This window comes from Streptomyces sp. SID5464 (genome assembly GCF_009862985.1).
Taxonomy (GTDB): domain Bacteria; phylum Actinomycetota; class Actinomycetes; order Streptomycetales; family Streptomycetaceae; genus Streptomyces; species Streptomyces chartreusis_D.
On sequence record NZ_WWIQ01000052.1, the window covers coordinates 1 to 17654 of the forward strand.

A 17654-nucleotide genomic window follows, 5' to 3' on the forward strand; every position below is an offset into this window, starting at 1 on the left:
ATCCAGTTCTTCTGCGGGGTGAAGTGGAACTGGGGCCTGTAGGTCTCGGTGTAGGCCTGTGCGACGCCCTGCGGCGTGAGCGGGGCCGCCGACAGGGCGAAGACGGTCACCACCGTCGCCACCCTCATGCGGGCCTGCCGGGATACGCGTATACGGCTCATAGCGGCTCCTTGTCCCACGTCCGTCGACGCAGCGGTGAGGGAAGCGCCCTGCGCGACGACCGAGAAGTGCGCCCCGGCCCGACGAAGGCTGCCCCGCCGTCGCCCGAGGGTGTCATCGTTGACTTGTGTCATCGATGACAGTTGCTGCCCGATTATGAGACGCAGTCAGGTGGTCGCGTCAACGGTGTGGCTGCGAATTGCTCCCCACGACGGCGACGACCCACGATCACGCACGATCACCGCCCGGCGCGACAAGATGAACCGGGCCGCAGCCCTCATCCGGCCCATCGCCCGCTGCCTCCTGAACCGGCACCCGCCCCGGAGGGCACGACCCGACGCAGCGCCGAGGAGTACGCCGCGGCCGTTCCCTCCCTCACCGGACCCGCACTGATCAGAGTCGCCGATGTCCTCTTCGACGCCACCGACAAGGACGGCAACCAGACCATCGACGCGGACGAATACCGCGCCCTGTTCCGCACCGCCTTCCAGCGCGACGCAGCAGGCCCCGGGACGGGGTACACGCGCAGCGCGTTCATCAAGGACTTCCTGTCCTTCATGACCGGCCGCCTGCGCACCACCCGGTCGGCCCATCGACCCATCGGCCGCCGACCGGCAGGGCGGATCAGCGCAGTCCGGCGAAGAGATCGTTCTCGGGCACGGCCGCGCCGGTGGCGTCCTGGACCCGCACGAAGGTCTCCATGCCCATCAACTCGCCGAACCTCTCCTTGCCCATCCTGAGGAAGAAGATGTTCTCGCCCTGACTGGCGTGCGCGGCCAGCGCGTCGAACTTCTGGCCGCTGAACGCGGTGGTGTCCACCCACGTGGTGATCTCGTCGTCGGGAAGGCCGATCTCGGCCAGCGCGGCCGCCTCGGCCGGATCCGGCTCCGGCATGTCCTCACCGAACTCGCGCATGATCTCGCCGAACCGCTGCATCATCGAGCGGGGCATCGTGGTCCAGTACACCTTCGGTGTCAGCGCGGTCATCTCCAGCGCCGCCATCGTGATGCGGTGGGCCTGGATGTGGTCGGGATGGCCGTAGAAGCCGTTCTCGTCATAGGTGACGACCACATCGGGCCGGTAGTGCCGCATCAGTTCCGCGAGCCGGGCCGCGCCCTCCTCCACGGGGGTCTGCCAGAAGGACCCGGGGGCATCGTTGCTCGGCCAGCCCATCATCCCGGAGTCGGCGTAGTCCAGCATCTCCAGATCGCTGACCTTCAGAACACCACAGCTCGCTTCGAGCTCCTGACGGCGCATCGAGGCGACCGCCGCCGGATCGTGCCCCGGGTCGCCTGGCTTGACACCCCCCGGCCCATCACCGCAACCACCATCCGTACACGTCACGAGAACCGTGCGGATACCTTCCGCCGCGTAGCGAGCGAGAACTCCTCCGGTTCCGGTGGCCTCGTCGTCGGGGTGGGCGTGCACTGCCATGAGCGTCAACGGCCGGTCAGTCATGAAGCGGTCCTCCTGCAGAAATACGTCGTGGTCCGGGCGCGGGGCGGGCCTGCTGCGATCCTGGGGCCGGATCCTGGTACGGACGACCTTCGAAGCCCCAGAGTCCCCCGCCCGTGCGGCACTTTCCCCTCGATCGATGCAACCGCGCCGACCGGGCCGGCTGTTCCCGGCGCTGCCGCTCGGCCTTTCGGTGTCGGCGTTTCAGCACCGTCGCCGACAGCAAGCTCAATCTTCCCGAGGTCCCCGGGGACCGCACCGAGTCGACGGCCGCATTCGCTGATGCCCCGACAGAACCGACTGCAGCGCTCGGCAGCTATCGCCGGGACAGGACACGCAGTTGGGACATCCAGCTCGGCATCCAATGGATGAAGCCCACCGTCGCAACAAGGCTTCCCAGTGTCACGAGGAACGCCCCTGGATAGAGGTGGTTCACCCAGCAAGGCTGCCACTCGCTGCGGCAGGGGCCCGAGGAGCCCTTACCGGGTATGGCGCGGGATGCGGCCAACGCGCTCACCAGGGCCACGGCCGCGTACACGACGCCGGCCACGATCCAGCGAGGCGAGTACTCGCTCCCGTTTGAGGAGACCCGGCGGAAGGAGCGCTGGGCGGCAGTGAACGTGATGGGGAGCAGCACGCCGACGGTGGCGCCGAATCCGATGCCGGATCCCGGCCAGTACGCGGCCAGATCCCACACCTCGTCACCGAGCCACAGCGACAGTGCAAGAAATCCGCCGAGGGCCACGAGCGCGGCGGCCGGCTTGCTGTTCTGCTTCCACTTGGTGCTGGACGCCGAACGCTTCATCAGCGGTCCTCTCGATGGTCATGTGCGTGCCGCGGTGCAAGTTGCTCAGCCTAGGAGCATGCGGGACATACTCTCCCGGGCCCCTGGTGAGGGTGGCCCGGACGCCCTCAACCCCCATGCGGTCCCGCCCACCCGCAACGGATCCGGCTCGTGGACGGCCACTGCTGAAGCAGCATCACTTGGGCGGCGGCACTGCGGAGCGCCCCCTGCCCCCAGGCCGCTGGGGAAGGTCGTGGCGGACCAACGCCTGGGCGAACGGTTCTCCGGTGGCCCGGGCGTAGGCCATCCGCTCGCGGACCTCGCTGAGGGTGCGTGGGCGGTAGCCGGGGCCGCCGCAGCAGCTCTTGTGGAAGCGCACACCGGCGTGCAGCAGCACGGAGAGGGTGCGCCAGGCCGCGGTGTCCCGCCTCTTGGGTGCCGCGAAGGCGGAGCCGACGTGGATCAGGGGTTCGGTGCAGCGTGGACAGACCCGGTCGTGGTCGTGGTAGCCGGGGTAGGGCTGCTTGTACGAGGCCCGGCAGGGCAGGCAAACGTACGAGGTCTTTCCGTGGGCCATGCGGCCAGAGTAGAGCCGTCCCAGGTTCGGGCTCGACGGAGTTTCGGCCGCGCAGCGGTCACGGGTCAGCGCAGCCGACCGGCCTCGTGAAGCGCGTCGAAGACCAGTTCGTCGACGGCGGAGACGCGGGCCCTGTCGGCATAGCGGAACCAGGCCTTCTCGGCGATCTCCCACGAAGGGATCAGTTCGCCGCGATGATCGGCGATGTAGCAGATCATCCGGAACGGGCCGTGCTCCGGATGACCCTCGCCGATCTCGAAGGTGCCGAAGTGCACCATGGACCCGGGGTCGACCGCCGCCCGCAGTTCCTCGTCGATCTCCCGCACCAGAGTCTCGCTGGGCGACCGCCGACAACTGTGGCCGGCTCCACGGCCCTCGCCGCTGACGAACCCGCTGGGAGGCCCGAGACGACATGCACGACGCCTTCCTCCCAGCTCGCCCACTGCATGACCCTCGCCCGCAAGCACCCAGCCTTCTGAAAGGACCCCTAAGGCCTGGCGGTCGGCGGTGCCGGAGAGGGTGCGGTGCCTGATGTAGTGGCGGGGGGTTGCGAGTCCCAGGAGGGCCCGGTGGCCGGGGTGGGCGTGATGCGATGGACGTCCGCCGTGGGGCGGGTTGTCCACCACATCACGGCCACCAGGCCGACGGCGCATGCACCACCGACGACCAGCCCAACTGGGCGGCGTCGGGGGGAGCGCACCAGGCGCAGGCCCACCCAGCCGACGCACGCCCCGCGAAAACCACGATCGTTGAGCTGAGGTCGCCGTTCTCGTAGCTGACCTGCAGGGCATCGTGGTTGGTGAACAACACCAAGAGCGTCGCGTAGAGCAGCGCGGTGACCGCACACAGCCCTTCCAAGAGCCTCAATACGCGTCGATCTCTACTCATGCCCTCTCCCCTCTCCGGGCCGATCGTGCTGGCGTCGGCTAGCCGGCGGCACTGACGGTCGGATCTGGACGACGGGCAGGTCGCATCGCCCGGTGGCAGCCCGCACACATCTTCAGCGCGTCGGGTTCCTTCTCAGGTCATGCACTGCGCGCTTCGGTGCGCTGGTAGACGTCGGGGATGCCATCGGCGTCCTCGTCGAGGTTTTCCTCCTCGAACAGGCGCCGGTAGACAGCGTTCCTGCGGCGCAGGAGCACGACGGCCAGCAGGGCGGCGGTGAGCGAGGCGATCAGGACGGCGGCCTTGACGTGTTCGCCGGCGGTCGTGCCGGGGAAGGCGAGTTCGCCGATGAGCAGGGCGACCGTGAAACCGATCCCGGCCAGGGTCGCCAGGGCGAGGACGTCGGCCCAGGCCAGGTCCGGGTTGAGCCGCGCGCGGGTGAAGCGGGCGGCGAGGTAGGTCCCGGCGAAGATGCCGAGGATCTTGCCCGCGACCAGCCCGATGATCACTCCGAGGGGTTCGGGGGTGGTGAACACCTTGCCCAGTGCGTCACCGGAGACGCTCACCCCGGCGGCGAACAGCGCGAACAGCGGCACGCACACACCGGCGGAGAGGGGATGCAGCAGATGACCGGTGCGTTCTGCGGGTGATTCCTCTTCGTCCCCGTCGCGCACCGTGCGCAGGAGCAGGCCCATGGCGACTCCCGCGACGGTGGCGTGGATGCCGCCGTTGTACAGCAGCGCCCAGATCGCCACCCCGAGCGGCACGTACCACCACCAGCCCCGCACCCGCTTCCTCTGCAGCACGTAGAAGACGACCAGCCCGGCGGATGCCCCCGCAAGCGCCCAGTGGTCGAGGTTCGAGGTGAAGAAGACGGCGATGATCAGGATCGCGCCGAGGTCGTCGACGACCGCGAGGGTCAGCAGGAAGGCCCGTAGGGCGGTCGGCAGGTGGGTGGACATGACCGCCAGGACCGCCAGGGCGAAGGCGATGTCGGTGGCCATCGGCACCGCCCACCCGTCCAGGCTGCCACCGCCGGCCGCGACCGTGACGGCGTAGAAGGCGGCGGGGACGGCCATGCCGCACACGGCGGCGATGACGGGCAGCGCCGCCGTCGCCGGAGTGCGCAGCGAGCCGACGACCAGTTCCCGCTTCAGCTCGATCCCGGCGACCAGGAAGAAGACGGTCAGCAGTCCGTCGGACGTCCAGTGGCCGACCGAGAGGTCCAGTCCCAGTGCGGGTATCCCGAAGTGGAAGTCGCGGATGGTGGTGTACGCGCTGCTGAGCGGGGTGTTCGCCCATACCAGCGCGACCACCGCGGCGGCCAGCAGGACGAGGCCGCCCACCGTCTCGGTACGCAGGGCCCGGGCCACTGCCTGTCGTTCCGGCCAGGAGAGGAGGCCGAGGAACGGGGTGCGGGGCGGGGTGGCGGCCAAGGCGGCTAACCTCCGGGATGTCGGCGAAAACGGGCACACAGCCCTACGGACGCCGACCAGACTTCCCGGCACACCCCGCGCCCTTGACGCGTTCTTTACACCCTACCCACAGGATGTCTGTCGGCCCACCCCACCTCATCCGCCAGGAACGGGCAGGCAGTGAGCTCGGTGACGTACTCGGGGAGGCACCGGTGCAGACGGGGTACACACGTGGCCTGGAGTGATCACGTCGGGCAGGAGGTCGCAGTGACGCTTTCGGACGTGGTCTACGTCTGTCTGGGCCTGGGCGCGCTGGGAGCGGCTGTGCTGCCCCGGGTGGTGTCCAGGCGACCGTTGACCTTGCCCATGGTCTTCCTCGCCGCCGGGGTTCTGATCGAGTTGCTGCCAGTGGGCGTGCCGGCCGTGGATCCCGTTCGTGAGCGCCTGTGGGTCGAGCACACCACCGAGGTGTGTGTGATCGTGTCGTTGATGGGCGCGGGGCTCGCCATCGACCGGCCCTTCGGCTGGCGCCGGTGGTCAAGCACATGGCGGCTACTGGGCATCACGATGCCGCTGACCATGGCGGTCGTCGCCCTGCTGGCCTGGGGGCTGCTCGACTGGCCGCCCGCTGCCGCCCTGCTGCTGGGGGCCGTGCTCGCGCCCACGGACCCCGTGCTCGCCGGTGAGGTGCGCGTGGGCGAGCCGCTGGGTACCGAGCACGACGAGGACGAGGTGCGGCTCTCCCTGACCAGTGAGGCCGGGCTGAACGACGGACTCGCCTTTCCGTTCGTCTACGCGGCCATCGCCCTCGCCGCGGCGGCCGGGACGGGGTGGTCGGCGGACTGGATCGGTGCGTGGGCGCTGACCGACCTGCTGGGCAAGTGCGCTGTGGGGCTGGCCGTCGGGGGTGGGGTCGGCTGGTTGCTGGGGTGGATGTTCTTCCGGGTGCGCGCGTCGGTGCTGCGGTTGTCGGAGCACATGGAGGGCTTCGTGGCGCTGGGGGCCACCTTCGTGTCGTACGGCATCGCCGAGGTGCTGCACGGTTACGGCTTTCTGTCCGTGTTCGTGACCGCGTGCGTCATCCGCGCCGCCGAGCGCAGCCACGGCTATCACAAGGTGCTGCACGAGTTCACCGAGCAGATCGAGCGGTTGCTCACGGCCGTCCTGCTGTTCCTGCTCGGCGGTTACCTGGTGGCCGGCGCGTTGTCCGCCCTGACCCTGATGGGCGCGGTGGTCGCCGTCCTCGTGCTCCTGGTCGTACGGCCGCTGACCGGGTGGCTGGCACAGGCACGGACCGCCATGGGGGAGAAGGAGCGTGCCGTGGTCGCCGTGTTCGGGATCCGGGGCATCGGTTCGCTGTTCTACCTGTCGTACGCGCTGGGGCAGGAATCCTTCGGCGGTCTGGAACGGGAGCTGTGGGCGATCGTGGCCCTCACCGTGGTGATCTCGGTGGTGCTGCACGGGGTCATGGCGACTCCGGCCATCGGTCACCTGGACCGGCGGCGTGACGGGGCGGAGCTCGGCGGCCGGTCGTAGGCGGCACAGGCGTACGGGCCCGTACCCACCAAGGCGCAAGGTGAGTACGGGCCCGTACCGGAGCCGGGCCGCCGGGGGCGGTCAGACGGTGGTCTTCACCGACTCCTGGTCTTCGCCGTCGTCGCTGATCTCACCGGCCTTGCGGGCGCGGACGAACTCCAGGAAGGAGCCGAGCTCGCGCCTGACGACCGGGGCGAGCAGGTACAGGCCGACGATGTTGAAGACCGACAGCAGGAAGAGCGCGGAGTCGGCGAGGCTGATCAGCGAGTCGAGGGACATCAGGGCGCCCAGGATCACGAACAGGCTCCAGACGGCCTTGAAGACGGTCTCGCTGGCCTTGCTCTTGCCGAACAGGTACGACCAGGCCTTGAGGCCGTAGTAGCCCCAGGTCAGGATCGTGGACAAGGCGAAGAGCAGCACCGCGACGGTGAGCACGGCCGGGAACCAGGGCAGCACGGTCTCGAAGGCGTCGGAGGTGATGGTGACGCCGCCGATGCTCTCGCCGGCGCGGGCCTCGCCCCAGCTGGCCGGGTTGGCGATGACGATGGTCAGCGCGGTCATGGTGCAGATGACGACCGTGTCGATGAACGGCTCCAGCAGGGCGACCAGACCCTCGCTCGCGGGGTGGTTGGTCTTGACCGCGGAGTGGGCGATCGGGGCGGAGCCGAGACCGGCCTCGTTGGAGAACGCGGCGCGCTGGAAACCGATGATCAGGGCGCCGAGCACACCGCCGGCGACGCCGTCGGCCTCGAAGGCGCCCTGCAGGATGGTCTGGAAGGCGTCCGGCACGTGGGCGACGTTGCCCAGGATGACGACGAGGCAGGCCACGATGTAGATGCCGGCCATTGCGGGCACCAGCCGGCTGGTGACCGAGGCGATGGAGCGGATGCCGCCGAGCAGCACGAGGCCCACCAGTGCGGCGACGACCAGGCCGAAGAGGACGGCACCGGCGGAGGAGGCCAGGAAGCCGTCCTCGCCGCCGAAGGTCGAGGCGACCTGCGCGTAGCTCTGGTTGGTCTGGAACAGGTTGCCGCCGAACAGGCCGAAGAAGAGGACCATGATCGAGGCGAGGACGGCGAGCACTTTGCCGAGCTTGGCGCCGCCGCTGCCGAAGCGCTCTGCGAGCCCCTTGGGCAGGTAGTGCATCGGGCCGCCGGAGACGGTGCCGTCGGCGTGCACCTCGCGGTACTTCACGCCCAGGGTGACCTCGACGAACTTGGTGGCCATGCCGAGCAGGCCGCACAGGATCATCCAGAAGGTGGCGCCCGGACCGCCGATGGAGACGGCGACGGCCACACCCGCGATGTTTCCGAGGCCGACCGTGCCCGAGACGGCGGCGGTCAGCGCCTGGAAGTGGTTGACCTCGCCGGTCGACCCCTTCTCGTCGTACTTCCCGCGCACCACGTCGAGCGCGAGTGTGAACTTGCGGACCTGAACGAACCCGAACCAGCCCGTGAAGACCAGACCGGCGACGACGAGCCAGGCGACGATGAGGGGAAGTTCCGTTCCGCCGACGGGAACCGCGTAGAAGACGACTTCGCCGAGCCACTTGGCTATCGGTTCGAAGAAATCGCTGACGGCTTCGTCGACGTTCTGGGTGACGGAGTCGAGTGACACAGTGGCTACCTCGTGGTGCGAGCCGGGGGCACGGGGAAGTGCCGCCGGTCGTGTGCGGTCTCTGAACGAACGCCGTTGTCCGATCGGCGACGCTGGGTGGGCTGTCCGTGGATGCGGATCGTGATCACCCGGGTACTGCTGCCTGCGCATGCCGACCGCTCCGCGCTGCGGTATTGAGCGCTTCCACCTGCGGAGTTGCGCAGTTCTACCACGGCCTTTGCCAAGTCTTTAGTGACTCAAGTCATATGACTCGCCGTTACGAACGAAAATGCCAGCGAGCGAGACCGGACCGTTATGCGGAGCCTGAGATCCGTTCACCGGGCATCTGTCGAGGAGGCTGCCAGGCTCGTCGCCCGCGTGCCCCCCGTCCCGGTACACCAGCGGGGGCGCGTCAGAGGTCCTGCGCGGGCCAGTCCAGCAGCCGTGCGCCGATCACCGCGGTCTGCAGCATGTACCGGTGGGCCGGATCCGCGGGGTTGGCGCCGGTGAGCTTGTGGATGCGTTCCAGCCGGTAGGTCAGGGCCCGCACGCTGAGGGTGAGACGGCGGGCCGCCTCGGCGGCCACGCAGCCGGAGTCGAAGTAGGCGGTGAGGGTGTCAAGGAGGGGCTGGGCGCCGCCGCGGGCCGTGGTGAGCGGGCCGAGGGCGGCGAGGACGAGTTCGGCCATGGCTTGCCGGTCTCGGGTGAGGACGGGGTAGACGAGCAGGTCGGCCGCGCGCAGGACCGGGTCCTCCAGGTCCAGGCGCTCGGCGAGTTCCAGGGTGTTGAGCGCCTCCTCGTAGGAGTGGACGACGCCGCCGGGGCCGGGCTGGGGGCGGCCGATGGCGACCCGGCCGCCGTCGGTGGCGGCGTGGGCCTGCTTCGCGAAGTGGGCGAGAACCTCGTCCTGGGGGCCGGGGGCGATGCACAGCAGCCGGCCGTCCTTGGTGGTGAGCAGGATGCTGCGGTCGCCGAAGCGTGAGATGAGGGCGCGTTCCACCTGGCGGGGGACGGGATCGCCCTCCTCGTAGGCGGTCGGACCCTCGGCGACGGCGACGGCATGGGCGTGCGAGAGACGCAGACCGAAGCGTTCGGCACGTTCGGCGAGGCGCCCGAGGTCGCTGCGGCCGTAGAGGAGGTCGTCGATGAACTCGCGGCGTGCCGCCTCCTCCTGCCGTACCGCCTGGCGCTGAGCCCGCTCGAAACCCTCGGCGAAGGCGTCCGTCACCTGCTGCACGGCGGCCAGGACGCTGTCCGCCGATGTGGGGCCGGCCGGCCAGGACGCGCGTGCGGCGGTCAGATGGGCGCTGACCAGGGGCCGCAGCCTGTGGCCGGCGTCGGCCGCCTGTTCCCCGAGGGCGCGACGGGAGGCGAGTTCCTCACGAGTGAGGCGCCGGCCCGTGGCCGCGACGTCGGCCAGTATCTGGGCGTAGCCCGCCAGATACTCCTCCGGAATCTCCAACTCCGCCATGGTGTCCCCGAGTTCTTTACGCGCCGCTGATGCCCTCCCAGCGGCCGACCGGCATGCAGACCCTAGACAACACTGCCGGGAACCGGCAATGCGCGGGCGCGCGCCGGCGATGCAGGATGGCCGCGGGGAGCACTACGAGGGATTCCGGTGCCGGACATCGGCAGGTGTCCGGCACCGGAACCTGAGCGAGCGGTGCGCCGCCGAGCATGGTTGACGGGCAGTGCGGAAGAGACGGGGGGTCGGGCATGCGGACATTGCTCTCGGCCGCCACCGCCCCGCCCACGATCCTCCTGACCACCGCCCTCGTCGTGCTGCTGTGCTTCTGGCTCCTCGTCGTCGTCGGCTTCACCTCGGCCGGCAGTTTCGACGCGGACGCGAACCTCCGCGCCTGGGGCATCGACGGCGTGCCCGTGTCGGTGGCCCTCTCCGCGCTGACGGCCGTGGCCTGGTCCCTGAGTGTCGGGGGTGTCCTCCTGCTGGCCGCGTGCGCGCCGCCGTGTCCCGCCACCAGCCTGCTGCGCATGGTCTGGCCCGTCGCCGCCCTGCCCGTCGCATGGCGACTGACCTGCCTGTTCGTGCGACCCCTGCACCGGCTCTTCCCCGACGAACCCGGCCCGCCCGATCGCGGCCGGGCACGGGACCACGTGGACCACCCCGCCTGAGAGCAGTGCCCCGTCGGCCCTCGCCGCCGGCCCCTCAGGCTTCGATTCCTTCACGCCTCAAGGACGTTTGCCATGACTGTCATCCTCCTGGGCGTCGGCGTGCTCGTCGCCGTCACCCTGCTCGCCGTACTGCTCGTCTCCCGGCTGTTCCGCAAGGTGGAGCAGGGCAAGGCGCTGATCGTCTCCAAGCTGCGGAAGGTCGACGTGACCTTCACCGGACAGGTCGTGCTGCCCGTGCTGCACAAGGCCGAGGTGATGGACATCTCGGTGAAGGCCATCGAGATCACACGGACCGGCAAGGACGGTCTGATCTGCCAGGACAACATCCGTGCCGACATCCGGATCACGTTCTTCGTGAAGGTCAACAAGACGGTCGAGGACGTCATCAAGGTCGCGCAGGCCGTCGGCACCGCGAGGGCGAGCGACCGGGACACGCTGCAGGAACTCTTCCACGCGAAGTTCTCCGAGGCGCTCAAGACCGTCGGCAAGCAACTGGACTTCACCGACCTGTACACCAAGCGTGAGGAGCTGCGGTACCGGATCATCGAGGTCATCGGCGTCGACCTCAACGGCTACCACCTGGAGGACGCGGCGATCGACTACCTGGAGCAGACCCCGGTCGCCCAGCTCGACCCGGCCAACGTCCTCGACGCCCAGGGCATCCGCAAGATCACCGAGTTGACGGCCGTGGAGCACGTGCGCACCAACGAGGCGCAGCGCACCGAGGAGAAGGAGATCACCCGGCAGAACGTCGACGCCCGCGAGGCCATCCTCGAACTGGAGCGCCGGCAGGCCGATGCGGAGATCAAGCAGCAGCGGGAGATCGCGACCGTCCGGGCCCGGGAGGAGGCCGAGACGGCACGGGTGGTGGAGGAGGAGCGGCTGCGGGCCCAGGGCGCCTTCCTCGCCACCGAGGAGAAGCTCGGCGTGCAGCGCGAGAACCAGGCCCGCGAGATCGCCGTCGCCGCGAAGAATCGCGAGCGGGTCATCGCCGTCGAGAAGGAGCGCATCGAGAAGGACCGCCTCCTCGAAGTCATCGGCCGGGAACGGGAGACGCAGCTGACCCGGATCGCCGCCGAGAAGGAGGTCGAGGCGGAGAAGCGGGACATCGCCGAGGTCATCCGCGAGCGCGTCGCCGTGGACCGTACGGTCGCCGAGCAGGAGGAGTCCATCAAGAAGCTGCGGGCCGTGGAGGAGGCGGAGCGGCAGCGGCAGGCCGTGATCATCGCAGCCGAGGCCGAGGCGCAGGAGAAGCTGGTCAAGGACATCAAGGCCGCCGAGGCCGCCGAGCAGGCCGCCACGCACCGCGCTGCCGAGGAACTGACCCTGGCCGAGGCCCGGTTGAAGACGGCCGACCTCGACGCTCAGGCCAGGATCCGCCTCGCCCAGGGCATCCAGGCCGAGGCGTCCGCCGAAGGGCTCGCGGCCGTCCACGTCCGGGACAAGGAGGCCGACGTCATCGAGAAGGCCGGCCGCGCGGAGGCCGTCGCCACCGAGGCCCGGCTGCGGGCCGAGGCGGACGGCGCCCAGGCCCGGGCCCTGGCGGAGGCCGCGGCCATCGGCGAGAAGCTCAAGGCCGAAGCGGAGGGACTGACCCAGAAGGCCGCCGCCATGGCCGCTCTCGACGACGCCTCACGGGGGCACGAGGAGTACCGGCTGCGCGTGCAGGCGGACAAGGAGATCCGCCTCGCCGGGCTCGACATGCAGCGGCAGGTCGCCGAGGCGCAGGCGACGGTGCTCGCCACCGGCCTGGAGGGCGCCGACATCAGCATCGTCGGTGGCGAGTCGGTCTTCTTCGACCGGCTGATGTCCTCGATCGCGCTCGGCAAGGGCGTCGACGGGTTCGTCCAGCACTCCGAGACCGCGCAGGCACTGGCCCGGCCGTGGCTGGACGGCTCCTCCAGCTTCACCGACGACCTGGGCCGCATCCTCGGCTCGGTCTCCACGGCCGACGTGCAGAACCTGACCGTCTCGGCCCTGCTGATGAAGCTGATGAAGACAGGCGGGGCCGACTCGGGGCAGCTCCAGCAGCTGCTCGACCGGGCCGGGGAGCTGGGCCTGGCGGACAAGCCGCTCACCGCCCTGAACGGCAGCGTCGTCCACTCCTGACCCGCCCCCTCGGTCCGGAGCCGCCGCACAGGGGACGGCGGCTCCGGACCGCGTTCATCGACTTCCTGAGAGGCATGCCATGACGATCGGCCCGGACACCGGCACGTACGACCCCGTGGACACGGGCACGTACGAGGTGCTGCGCGACCGCCTCACCGCTCAGGCCGCCGAACTGGCCCGCCGCGCCGAAGCGCTCAACGTCCGCCGGGGCGAGGAGTTCGGCTCGACGCGGCTCGAACTCGGGGGCACCGGGAGACTGCGCACCGAGCACGCCGCGGTGCCCCGGGACATCGTGGCCGTGGGCGATGTGCTCCTCTCCGGCTGCAACGCCGTCCCGAGCCGCGCGGCCGGCACGTGCGTCGGCGATGTCCTGGCCCTGTACGACCGCGACCTGGAGCGGCTGCCCGAGGACGCCGTGCCCGGTCTGCTCGACGACCCGGCCTTCGTCCGCGAGTTCGGCGCTCTGCACCGCTACTACCGCCAGACCCGCCTCCTCCAGCTCCGGCGCACCGAGGGCAGACTGCTCGCCGTCTTCCAGACCGGCGAGAAGGCGGACGACACACGGGTGCTGCGCTGGGCCCTGTCCGACGACGGACGACCCACGTTCCTCGACGCGCGGGGCGAGCGCGACCATGTCCTTCCGCCGTCCCACGACGTCGAATGGATCGAAAGCACTCGCGAGAACCACGTCCTCGGCCGTCACCCGCACGTCTCCATCGGCGGCGAGGTGTTCGTCTCCACGGTCGGCGGCGTCCTCACCGTCAAGACCGACGACGACACCGAGGCGGCAGAGGGCGTCTACACCGACTCCGTCGACGAGCCGCTGCAGTCCCTCGCGGACGCGGACATCGCGTACGCGCGCGTGGGTGCCCTCATCCTGCTGCGCGTCCGCCCTTACAAGGAGGACGCCGACCGCCACCTGGTGTTCAACACCCTCACCAGGACCGTCGTCCGCCTCGACGGCATCGGCCGGGCGTGTCGCCGCCTGCCCGATGACCAGGGGATCGTCTTCCCAGGCGGCTACTGCCTGGCCACGGGCACCCACAAGACATATGAACTCGACCCGACGGGGCTGGAGTTCGAGCGGGAGATCCGCTCTCCGAACGGCGAGGACGTGCTGTACGCCTTCCACGCGCGTGCAGCGGGCCGCAGTCTCCTTCTGCCGTACAACACGATCCGCAAGGAGATGGCCAGTCCCCTGCCCTGCCACGGCTGGGCGCTTTTCGACGACGGCGCGCTCGCGGTGCTCCGGGCCGACACAGATGAACCGCAGCGTGTCCACCCCGTGCAGCTGTGGAACTCCCCGTACGTCTCGGACACCTACGCCGCCGCCCAGCCGGTCGGCATCGGCCCCCTGGCACGTATCGGCAACGCCGACCTCGTGCGCGGCATCTCCGACTGCCTCTCCATCACCGGCGCCGTGGCCGACACGACCCCCGCCAGCGGGGTGTACGAGGCGCTGCTGGCCGCCTGCGCCCGGGCGGCGGACACCCATCACTGGCTGGGCGATCGCGAACTCGGCGACCTCCTCACCCCGTTGGCACACCTGCGCGAGACAGCACAACAGGTTCTGGCCGAGTTCGAGACCGTCCGGACTTTCACCCGGCAGGCCGAAGACGCGCTGACGGAAGCCGCCGCGCGGGTCGCCGAGGTCGTACGACGGCTGCGGGGTGAGTCCGCGCGCAGCGCGGCCGAGTGGGTGACCGGCCTGACCGAACTGCGCCACGCGCAAGGTCATCTGTTCACCCTCAAGGACATGCGGTACGCGGACACCGCCCGCATCGACGAGCTGGCCGCCGCCACCGAGTCGGACCTTGCCGCCTTCGGCCGGCGCGCGGTGGCTCACCTCGCCCGCGAGGACGCCTTCACCGGCTACCACGCGGACGTCGAACGGATCGTCGCCGATGCCGAGGCGATCGCCACCGTGGCCGAGGCGGCGCCCGTCGCCGCCCGCATGGAAGAACTGGCCGACGGGCTGCGTACGGTGACGGAGGTCGTCGCCGGCCTCGACATCGCCGACGCCACCGTCCGCACCACGATCCTGGAGCGCATCGCCGAGGTCCTCGGAGGCGTCAACCGCGCCCGCGCCGCCCTCGACGGCCGCCGCCGTGAACTCCTCGACCGTGAGGGACGAGCCGAGTTCACCGCCGAGTTGGCCCTGCTCGGCCCGTCCGTCAGCGGCGCGCTCGCCGCCGCGGACAGCCCCGGGGCATGCGACGAGCAGCTCGCCCGCCTGCTCGTCCAGGTGGAGAACCTGGAGTCCCGGTTCGCCGAGTTCGACGACTTCCTCGCCACCCTCGCCGACAAGCGCGACGAGATTCAGGAGGCGTTCGCCGCCCGCAAGCAGACCCTCGCCGACGCCCGCGCCCGGCGCGCCGAACGCCTGACCGACTCGGCGACCCGCGTCCTGCGGACCGTCGCCCGCCGGGCCGCCGCCCAGCCGGACGCGGACGCGGTCGCCACGTTCTTCACCTCCGACCCGATGCCCGCCAAGGTCCGCCGCATCGTCGGTGAACTGCGCGACCTCGGTGACCAGGTCAGGGCGGAGGAACTGGACGGCCGTCTCAAGGCCGCCCGCCAGGAAGCGCTGCGCGCCCTGCGCGACCGCGCCGACCTGTACGCCGACGACGGCCGCACGATCCGGCTCGGCACCCACCGTTTCGCCGTCAACACCCAGCCCCTCGACCTCACCCTCGTCCCGCACGGTGACACCCTCGCCTTCGCCCTGACCGGCACCGACTACCGCTCCCCGATCACCGACCCCGACTTCACCGCCACCCGCCCGTACTGGGACCGCCCCCTGCCCTCGGAGTCGCCCGAGGTGTACCGCGCCGAGTACCTCGCCGCACGCCTGCTGGACGAACACGGCCCCGAGGCTCTGGCGGATGCCGATTTGGCCGCCCTCGTGCGGCAGGCCGCCGAGTCGGCGTACGACGAGGGCTACGAGCGCGGTGTGCACGACCACGACGCGACAGCGATCCTCACCGCGCTCCTGCGTCTGCATGAGGGCGCCGGTCCGCTGCGCCACGAACCGGCCGCACGAGCAGCCGCCCAGCTGTTCTGGGCGCACGGCACGACGGCCGAGGAGCGGCAGAGCTGGACCCGGCGCGCGGTGTCCCTCGCCCGGGCCCGGGACACCTTCGGCCTGGCACCCGCCATCGCCGACCTGCAACGGGAGCTGGCGGACGTCGCGGGCGGAGCAGCGGCGGCCGCCTACCTCTTCGAGGAACTGACCACCGGCCCGGACGGCTTCGTCATCACCGCGGGCACCCGCACCCTGCTCGACAAGTTCCGCCGCACCGTGGGCACATCGGCCTACGACGACGACCTCACCGCCTTCACCGACCCGGCTGCCCGGAGGCAACTGGTCGAGGCATGGCTGACGGCGTACACCACCGCTACCGGCACCGACCTCACCCCCGGCGACCTGACCGAGGCGGTGGCCGCCGAACTCTGTCCCGGCCTGACCCGCTACGAGTCCGACGCGCCGCTCACGGAAACCGTCACGGGCCTGCTCGGCACCCACCCCCGCGTCACCGGCCGTGCCCTCACGGTCCGCATCGACGAACTCCTCGCACGCACCCGCAGATTCCGCACCCACGACGCCCCCGGCCACCGCGCCTACCAGCACCGCCGCACCGCACTGGTGAACGCCGAGCGCACCCGCCTCCACCTGGACGACCACCGGCCCCGCGTGATGTCCGCGTTCGTACGCGGCAGGCTCATGGACGAGGTCTACCTCCCGCTCATCGGCGACAGCCTCGCCAAGCAGCTCGGAACCACGGGCGAGTCCAAGCGCACCGACACCGGCGGCCTGCTCCTGCTCATCTCCCCGCCGGGCTATGGCAAGACGACCCTCATGGAGTATGTCGCGGACCGGCTCGGCATGATCCTCGTGAAGGTCGACGGCCCGGCACTCGGTCACGCCGTCACCTCGCTCGACCCGGCCGAGGCCCCGAACGCCACCGCACGCCAGGAGGTCGAGAAGATCAACTTCGCCTTGGCGGCGGGCAACAACACCCTCCTCTACCTCGACGACATCCAGCACACCTCGCCCGAACTGCTCCAGAAGTTCATCCCTCTCTGCGACGCCACCCGCCGCATCGAGGGCGTGCGGGACGGCGAATCACGCACCTACGACCTGCGCGGCAAACGCTTCGCCGTCTGCATGGCAGGCAACCCCTACACCGAGTCCGGCAGTCGCTTCCAGGTGCCCGACATGCTCGCCAACCGCGCCGACGTGTGGAACCTCGGCGACGTCCTGACCGGCAAGGGCGACGTCTTCGCCCTCAGCTTCATCGAGAACGCCCTCACCGCCAACCAGGTCCTCGCCCCGCTCGCCGGCCGCGACCGCGCCGACCTCGACCAGCTGATCCGCCTCGCCCAGGACGACCCGACGGCTCGCACGGACCGTCTGACGCATCCCTACACCCCCGCGGAGCTGGAGCGGATCCTGGCCGTACTGCGTCACCTGCTCACCGTGCGGGAGACGGTCCTTGCCGTGAACGCGGCTTACATCGCCTCGGCGGCCCAGGCGGACACGACGCGCACGGAACCGCCCTTCCGGCTCCAGGGCTCCTACCGCACGATGAACAAGGTCGCCCAGCGTGTCCAGCCCGTGATGAACGACGTCGAACTCGCCGCGCTGATCGACGACCAGTACCGGGCCGAGGCCCAGACCCTCACCACCGGCGCCGAGGCCAACCTGCTCAAGCTGGCCGAACTGCGCGGCACTCTCACCGCCGAACAGATGGTGCGCTGGACGGAGTTGAAGGCCGCCCACGTCCGAGCCCAGTCCCTCGGAGGACCCGAGGACGACCAACTCGCCCGAGCCGTGGGGGCCCTCGGTCTCCTGGCCGACCGGATCGCAGCCGTCGAGTCGGCGATCAACCGGGTCGGCGACCCACGACACCTGATCGCCAAACCGGCGGCTCGGCATGCGGCACGGCCGGTGCCGGGCGGTGGTCGGGACTGAGATGAGAGGGGCCGCCGACGGGCGCACCTG

At 70.3% G+C, this 17654-nt stretch carries 12 protein-coding genes and 2 pseudogenes; 6 read left to right on the forward strand and 8 right to left on the reverse strand.

Annotation, left to right across the window (positions count from 1 at the left end):
• Positions 1-482 precede the first annotated feature (482 nt).
• A pseudogene (locus GTY47_RS41205) lies at positions 483-740 on the forward strand (calcium-binding protein); the annotation flags it as partial.
• A 43-nt stretch (positions 741-783) separates the two neighbouring features.
• Here GTY47_RS41205 and GTY47_RS25415 read toward each other — a convergent pair.
• From GTY47_RS25415 to GTY47_RS25430, 4 genes are all read right to left on the reverse strand, one after another.
• Positions 784-1617, reverse strand: coding sequence for a PIG-L family deacetylase (locus GTY47_RS25415; RefSeq protein ID WP_029181754.1), 834 nt, complete (start codon positions 1615-1617; stop codon positions 784-786).
• A 313-nt stretch (positions 1618-1930) separates the two neighbouring features.
• Positions 1931-2419, reverse strand: a complete 489-nt coding sequence (locus GTY47_RS25420; protein WP_010048020.1) for a hypothetical protein — start codon at positions 2417-2419, stop codon at positions 1931-1933.
• Between the two features lie 175 nt (positions 2420-2594).
• Positions 2595-2975, reverse strand: coding sequence for a hypothetical protein (locus GTY47_RS25425; RefSeq protein ID WP_010048022.1), 381 nt, complete (start codon positions 2973-2975; stop codon positions 2595-2597).
• A 65-nt stretch (positions 2976-3040) separates the two neighbouring features.
• Positions 3041-3301, reverse strand: a complete 261-nt coding sequence (locus GTY47_RS25430; protein ID WP_010048023.1) for a hypothetical protein — start codon at positions 3299-3301, stop codon at positions 3041-3043.
• 38 nt (positions 3302-3339) lie between these two features.
• On the opposite strand from GTY47_RS25430, the pseudogene GTY47_RS41910 reads away from it, so the two are divergent.
• Positions 3340-3454 (forward strand): annotated as a pseudogene (locus tag GTY47_RS41910) (IS5/IS1182 family transposase); the annotation flags it as partial.
• Positions 3455-3602: 148 nt separating this feature from the next.
• Here the strand turns inward: GTY47_RS41910 and GTY47_RS25435 are convergent.
• Positions 3603-3863 carry a hypothetical protein gene (locus GTY47_RS25435; RefSeq protein WP_158688477.1) on the reverse strand — a complete coding sequence of 87 codons (261 nt, stop codon included), beginning with the start codon at positions 3861-3863 and terminating at the stop codon, positions 3603-3605.
• 137 nt (positions 3864-4000) lie between these two features.
• On the reverse strand, positions 4001-5296 hold the full coding sequence (nhaA, locus tag GTY47_RS25440; RefSeq protein WP_010048249.1) for a Na+/H+ antiporter NhaA: 1296 nt from the start codon (positions 5294-5296) through the stop codon (positions 4001-4003).
• Positions 5297-5542: 246 nt separating this feature from the next.
• On the opposite strand from nhaA, the gene GTY47_RS25445 reads away from it, so the two are divergent.
• Positions 5543-6811 (forward strand): cation:proton antiporter, encoded by a 1269-nt coding sequence (locus GTY47_RS25445; RefSeq protein ID WP_010048251.1) that lies wholly within the window; start codon positions 5543-5545, stop codon positions 6809-6811.
• Between the two features lie 81 nt (positions 6812-6892).
• On the opposite strand, the gene GTY47_RS25450 is transcribed toward GTY47_RS25445, so the two are convergent.
• Positions 6893-8428, reverse strand: coding sequence for an alanine/glycine:cation symporter family protein (locus tag GTY47_RS25450; RefSeq protein WP_010048253.1), 1536 nt, complete (start codon positions 8426-8428; stop codon positions 6893-6895).
• A gap of 391 nt (positions 8429-8819) precedes the next feature.
• Positions 8820-9878: a helix-turn-helix domain-containing protein gene (locus GTY47_RS25455; RefSeq protein ID WP_010048256.1), complete on the reverse strand. Its 1059-nt coding sequence runs from the start codon at positions 9876-9878 to the stop codon at positions 8820-8822.
• A 245-nt stretch (positions 9879-10123) separates the two neighbouring features.
• On the opposite strand from GTY47_RS25455, the gene GTY47_RS25460 reads away from it, so the two are divergent.
• The 3 genes from GTY47_RS25460 to GTY47_RS25470 all read left to right on the forward strand — a co-directional run bounded on the left by GTY47_RS25460 (position 10124) and on the right by GTY47_RS25470 (position 17624).
• Positions 10124-10540 carry a hypothetical protein gene (locus GTY47_RS25460; RefSeq protein WP_010048257.1) on the forward strand — a complete coding sequence of 139 codons (417 nt, stop codon included), beginning with the start codon at positions 10124-10126 and terminating at the stop codon, positions 10538-10540.
• A gap of 72 nt (positions 10541-10612) precedes the next feature.
• Positions 10613-12649: a hypothetical protein gene (locus tag GTY47_RS25465; protein ID WP_010048259.1), complete on the forward strand. Its 2037-nt coding sequence runs from the start codon at positions 10613-10615 to the stop codon at positions 12647-12649.
• A gap of 79 nt (positions 12650-12728) precedes the next feature.
• Positions 12729-17624 carry a DNA repair ATPase gene (locus GTY47_RS25470; protein WP_010048261.1) on the forward strand — a complete coding sequence of 1632 codons (4896 nt, stop codon included), beginning with the start codon at positions 12729-12731 and terminating at the stop codon, positions 17622-17624.
• Positions 17625-17654: the final 30 nt, after the last annotated feature.

What these genes read in the sequence shown, in the direction of transcription:
- GTY47_RS25455 (WP_010048256.1), bottom strand. Translation starts at nt 9,878, where the DNA reads ATGGCGGAGTTGGAGATTCCGGAGGAGTATCTGGCGGGCTACGCCCAG.
- GTY47_RS25470 (WP_010048261.1), top strand. Translation starts at nt 12,729, where the DNA reads ATGACGATCGGCCCGGACACCGGCACGTACGACCCCGTGGACACGGGC.
- GTY47_RS25425 (WP_010048022.1), bottom strand. Translation starts at nt 2,975, where the DNA reads ATGGCCCACGGAAAGACCTCGTACGTTTGCCTGCCCTGCCGGGCCTCG.
- GTY47_RS25465 (WP_010048259.1), top strand. Translation starts at nt 10,613, where the DNA reads ATGACTGTCATCCTCCTGGGCGTCGGCGTGCTCGTCGCCGTCACCCTG.
- GTY47_RS25415 (WP_029181754.1), bottom strand. Translation starts at nt 1,617, where the DNA reads ATGACTGACCGGCCGTTGACGCTCATGGCAGTGCACGCCCACCCCGAC.
- GTY47_RS25460 (WP_010048257.1), top strand. Translation starts at nt 10,124, where the DNA reads ATGCGGACATTGCTCTCGGCCGCCACCGCCCCGCCCACGATCCTCCTG.
- GTY47_RS25420 (WP_010048020.1), bottom strand. Translation starts at nt 2,419, where the DNA reads ATGAAGCGTTCGGCGTCCAGCACCAAGTGGAAGCAGAACAGCAAGCCG.
- GTY47_RS25435 (WP_158688477.1), bottom strand. Translation starts at nt 3,863, where the DNA reads ATGAGTAGAGATCGACGCGTATTGAGGCTCTTGGAAGGGCTGTGTGCG.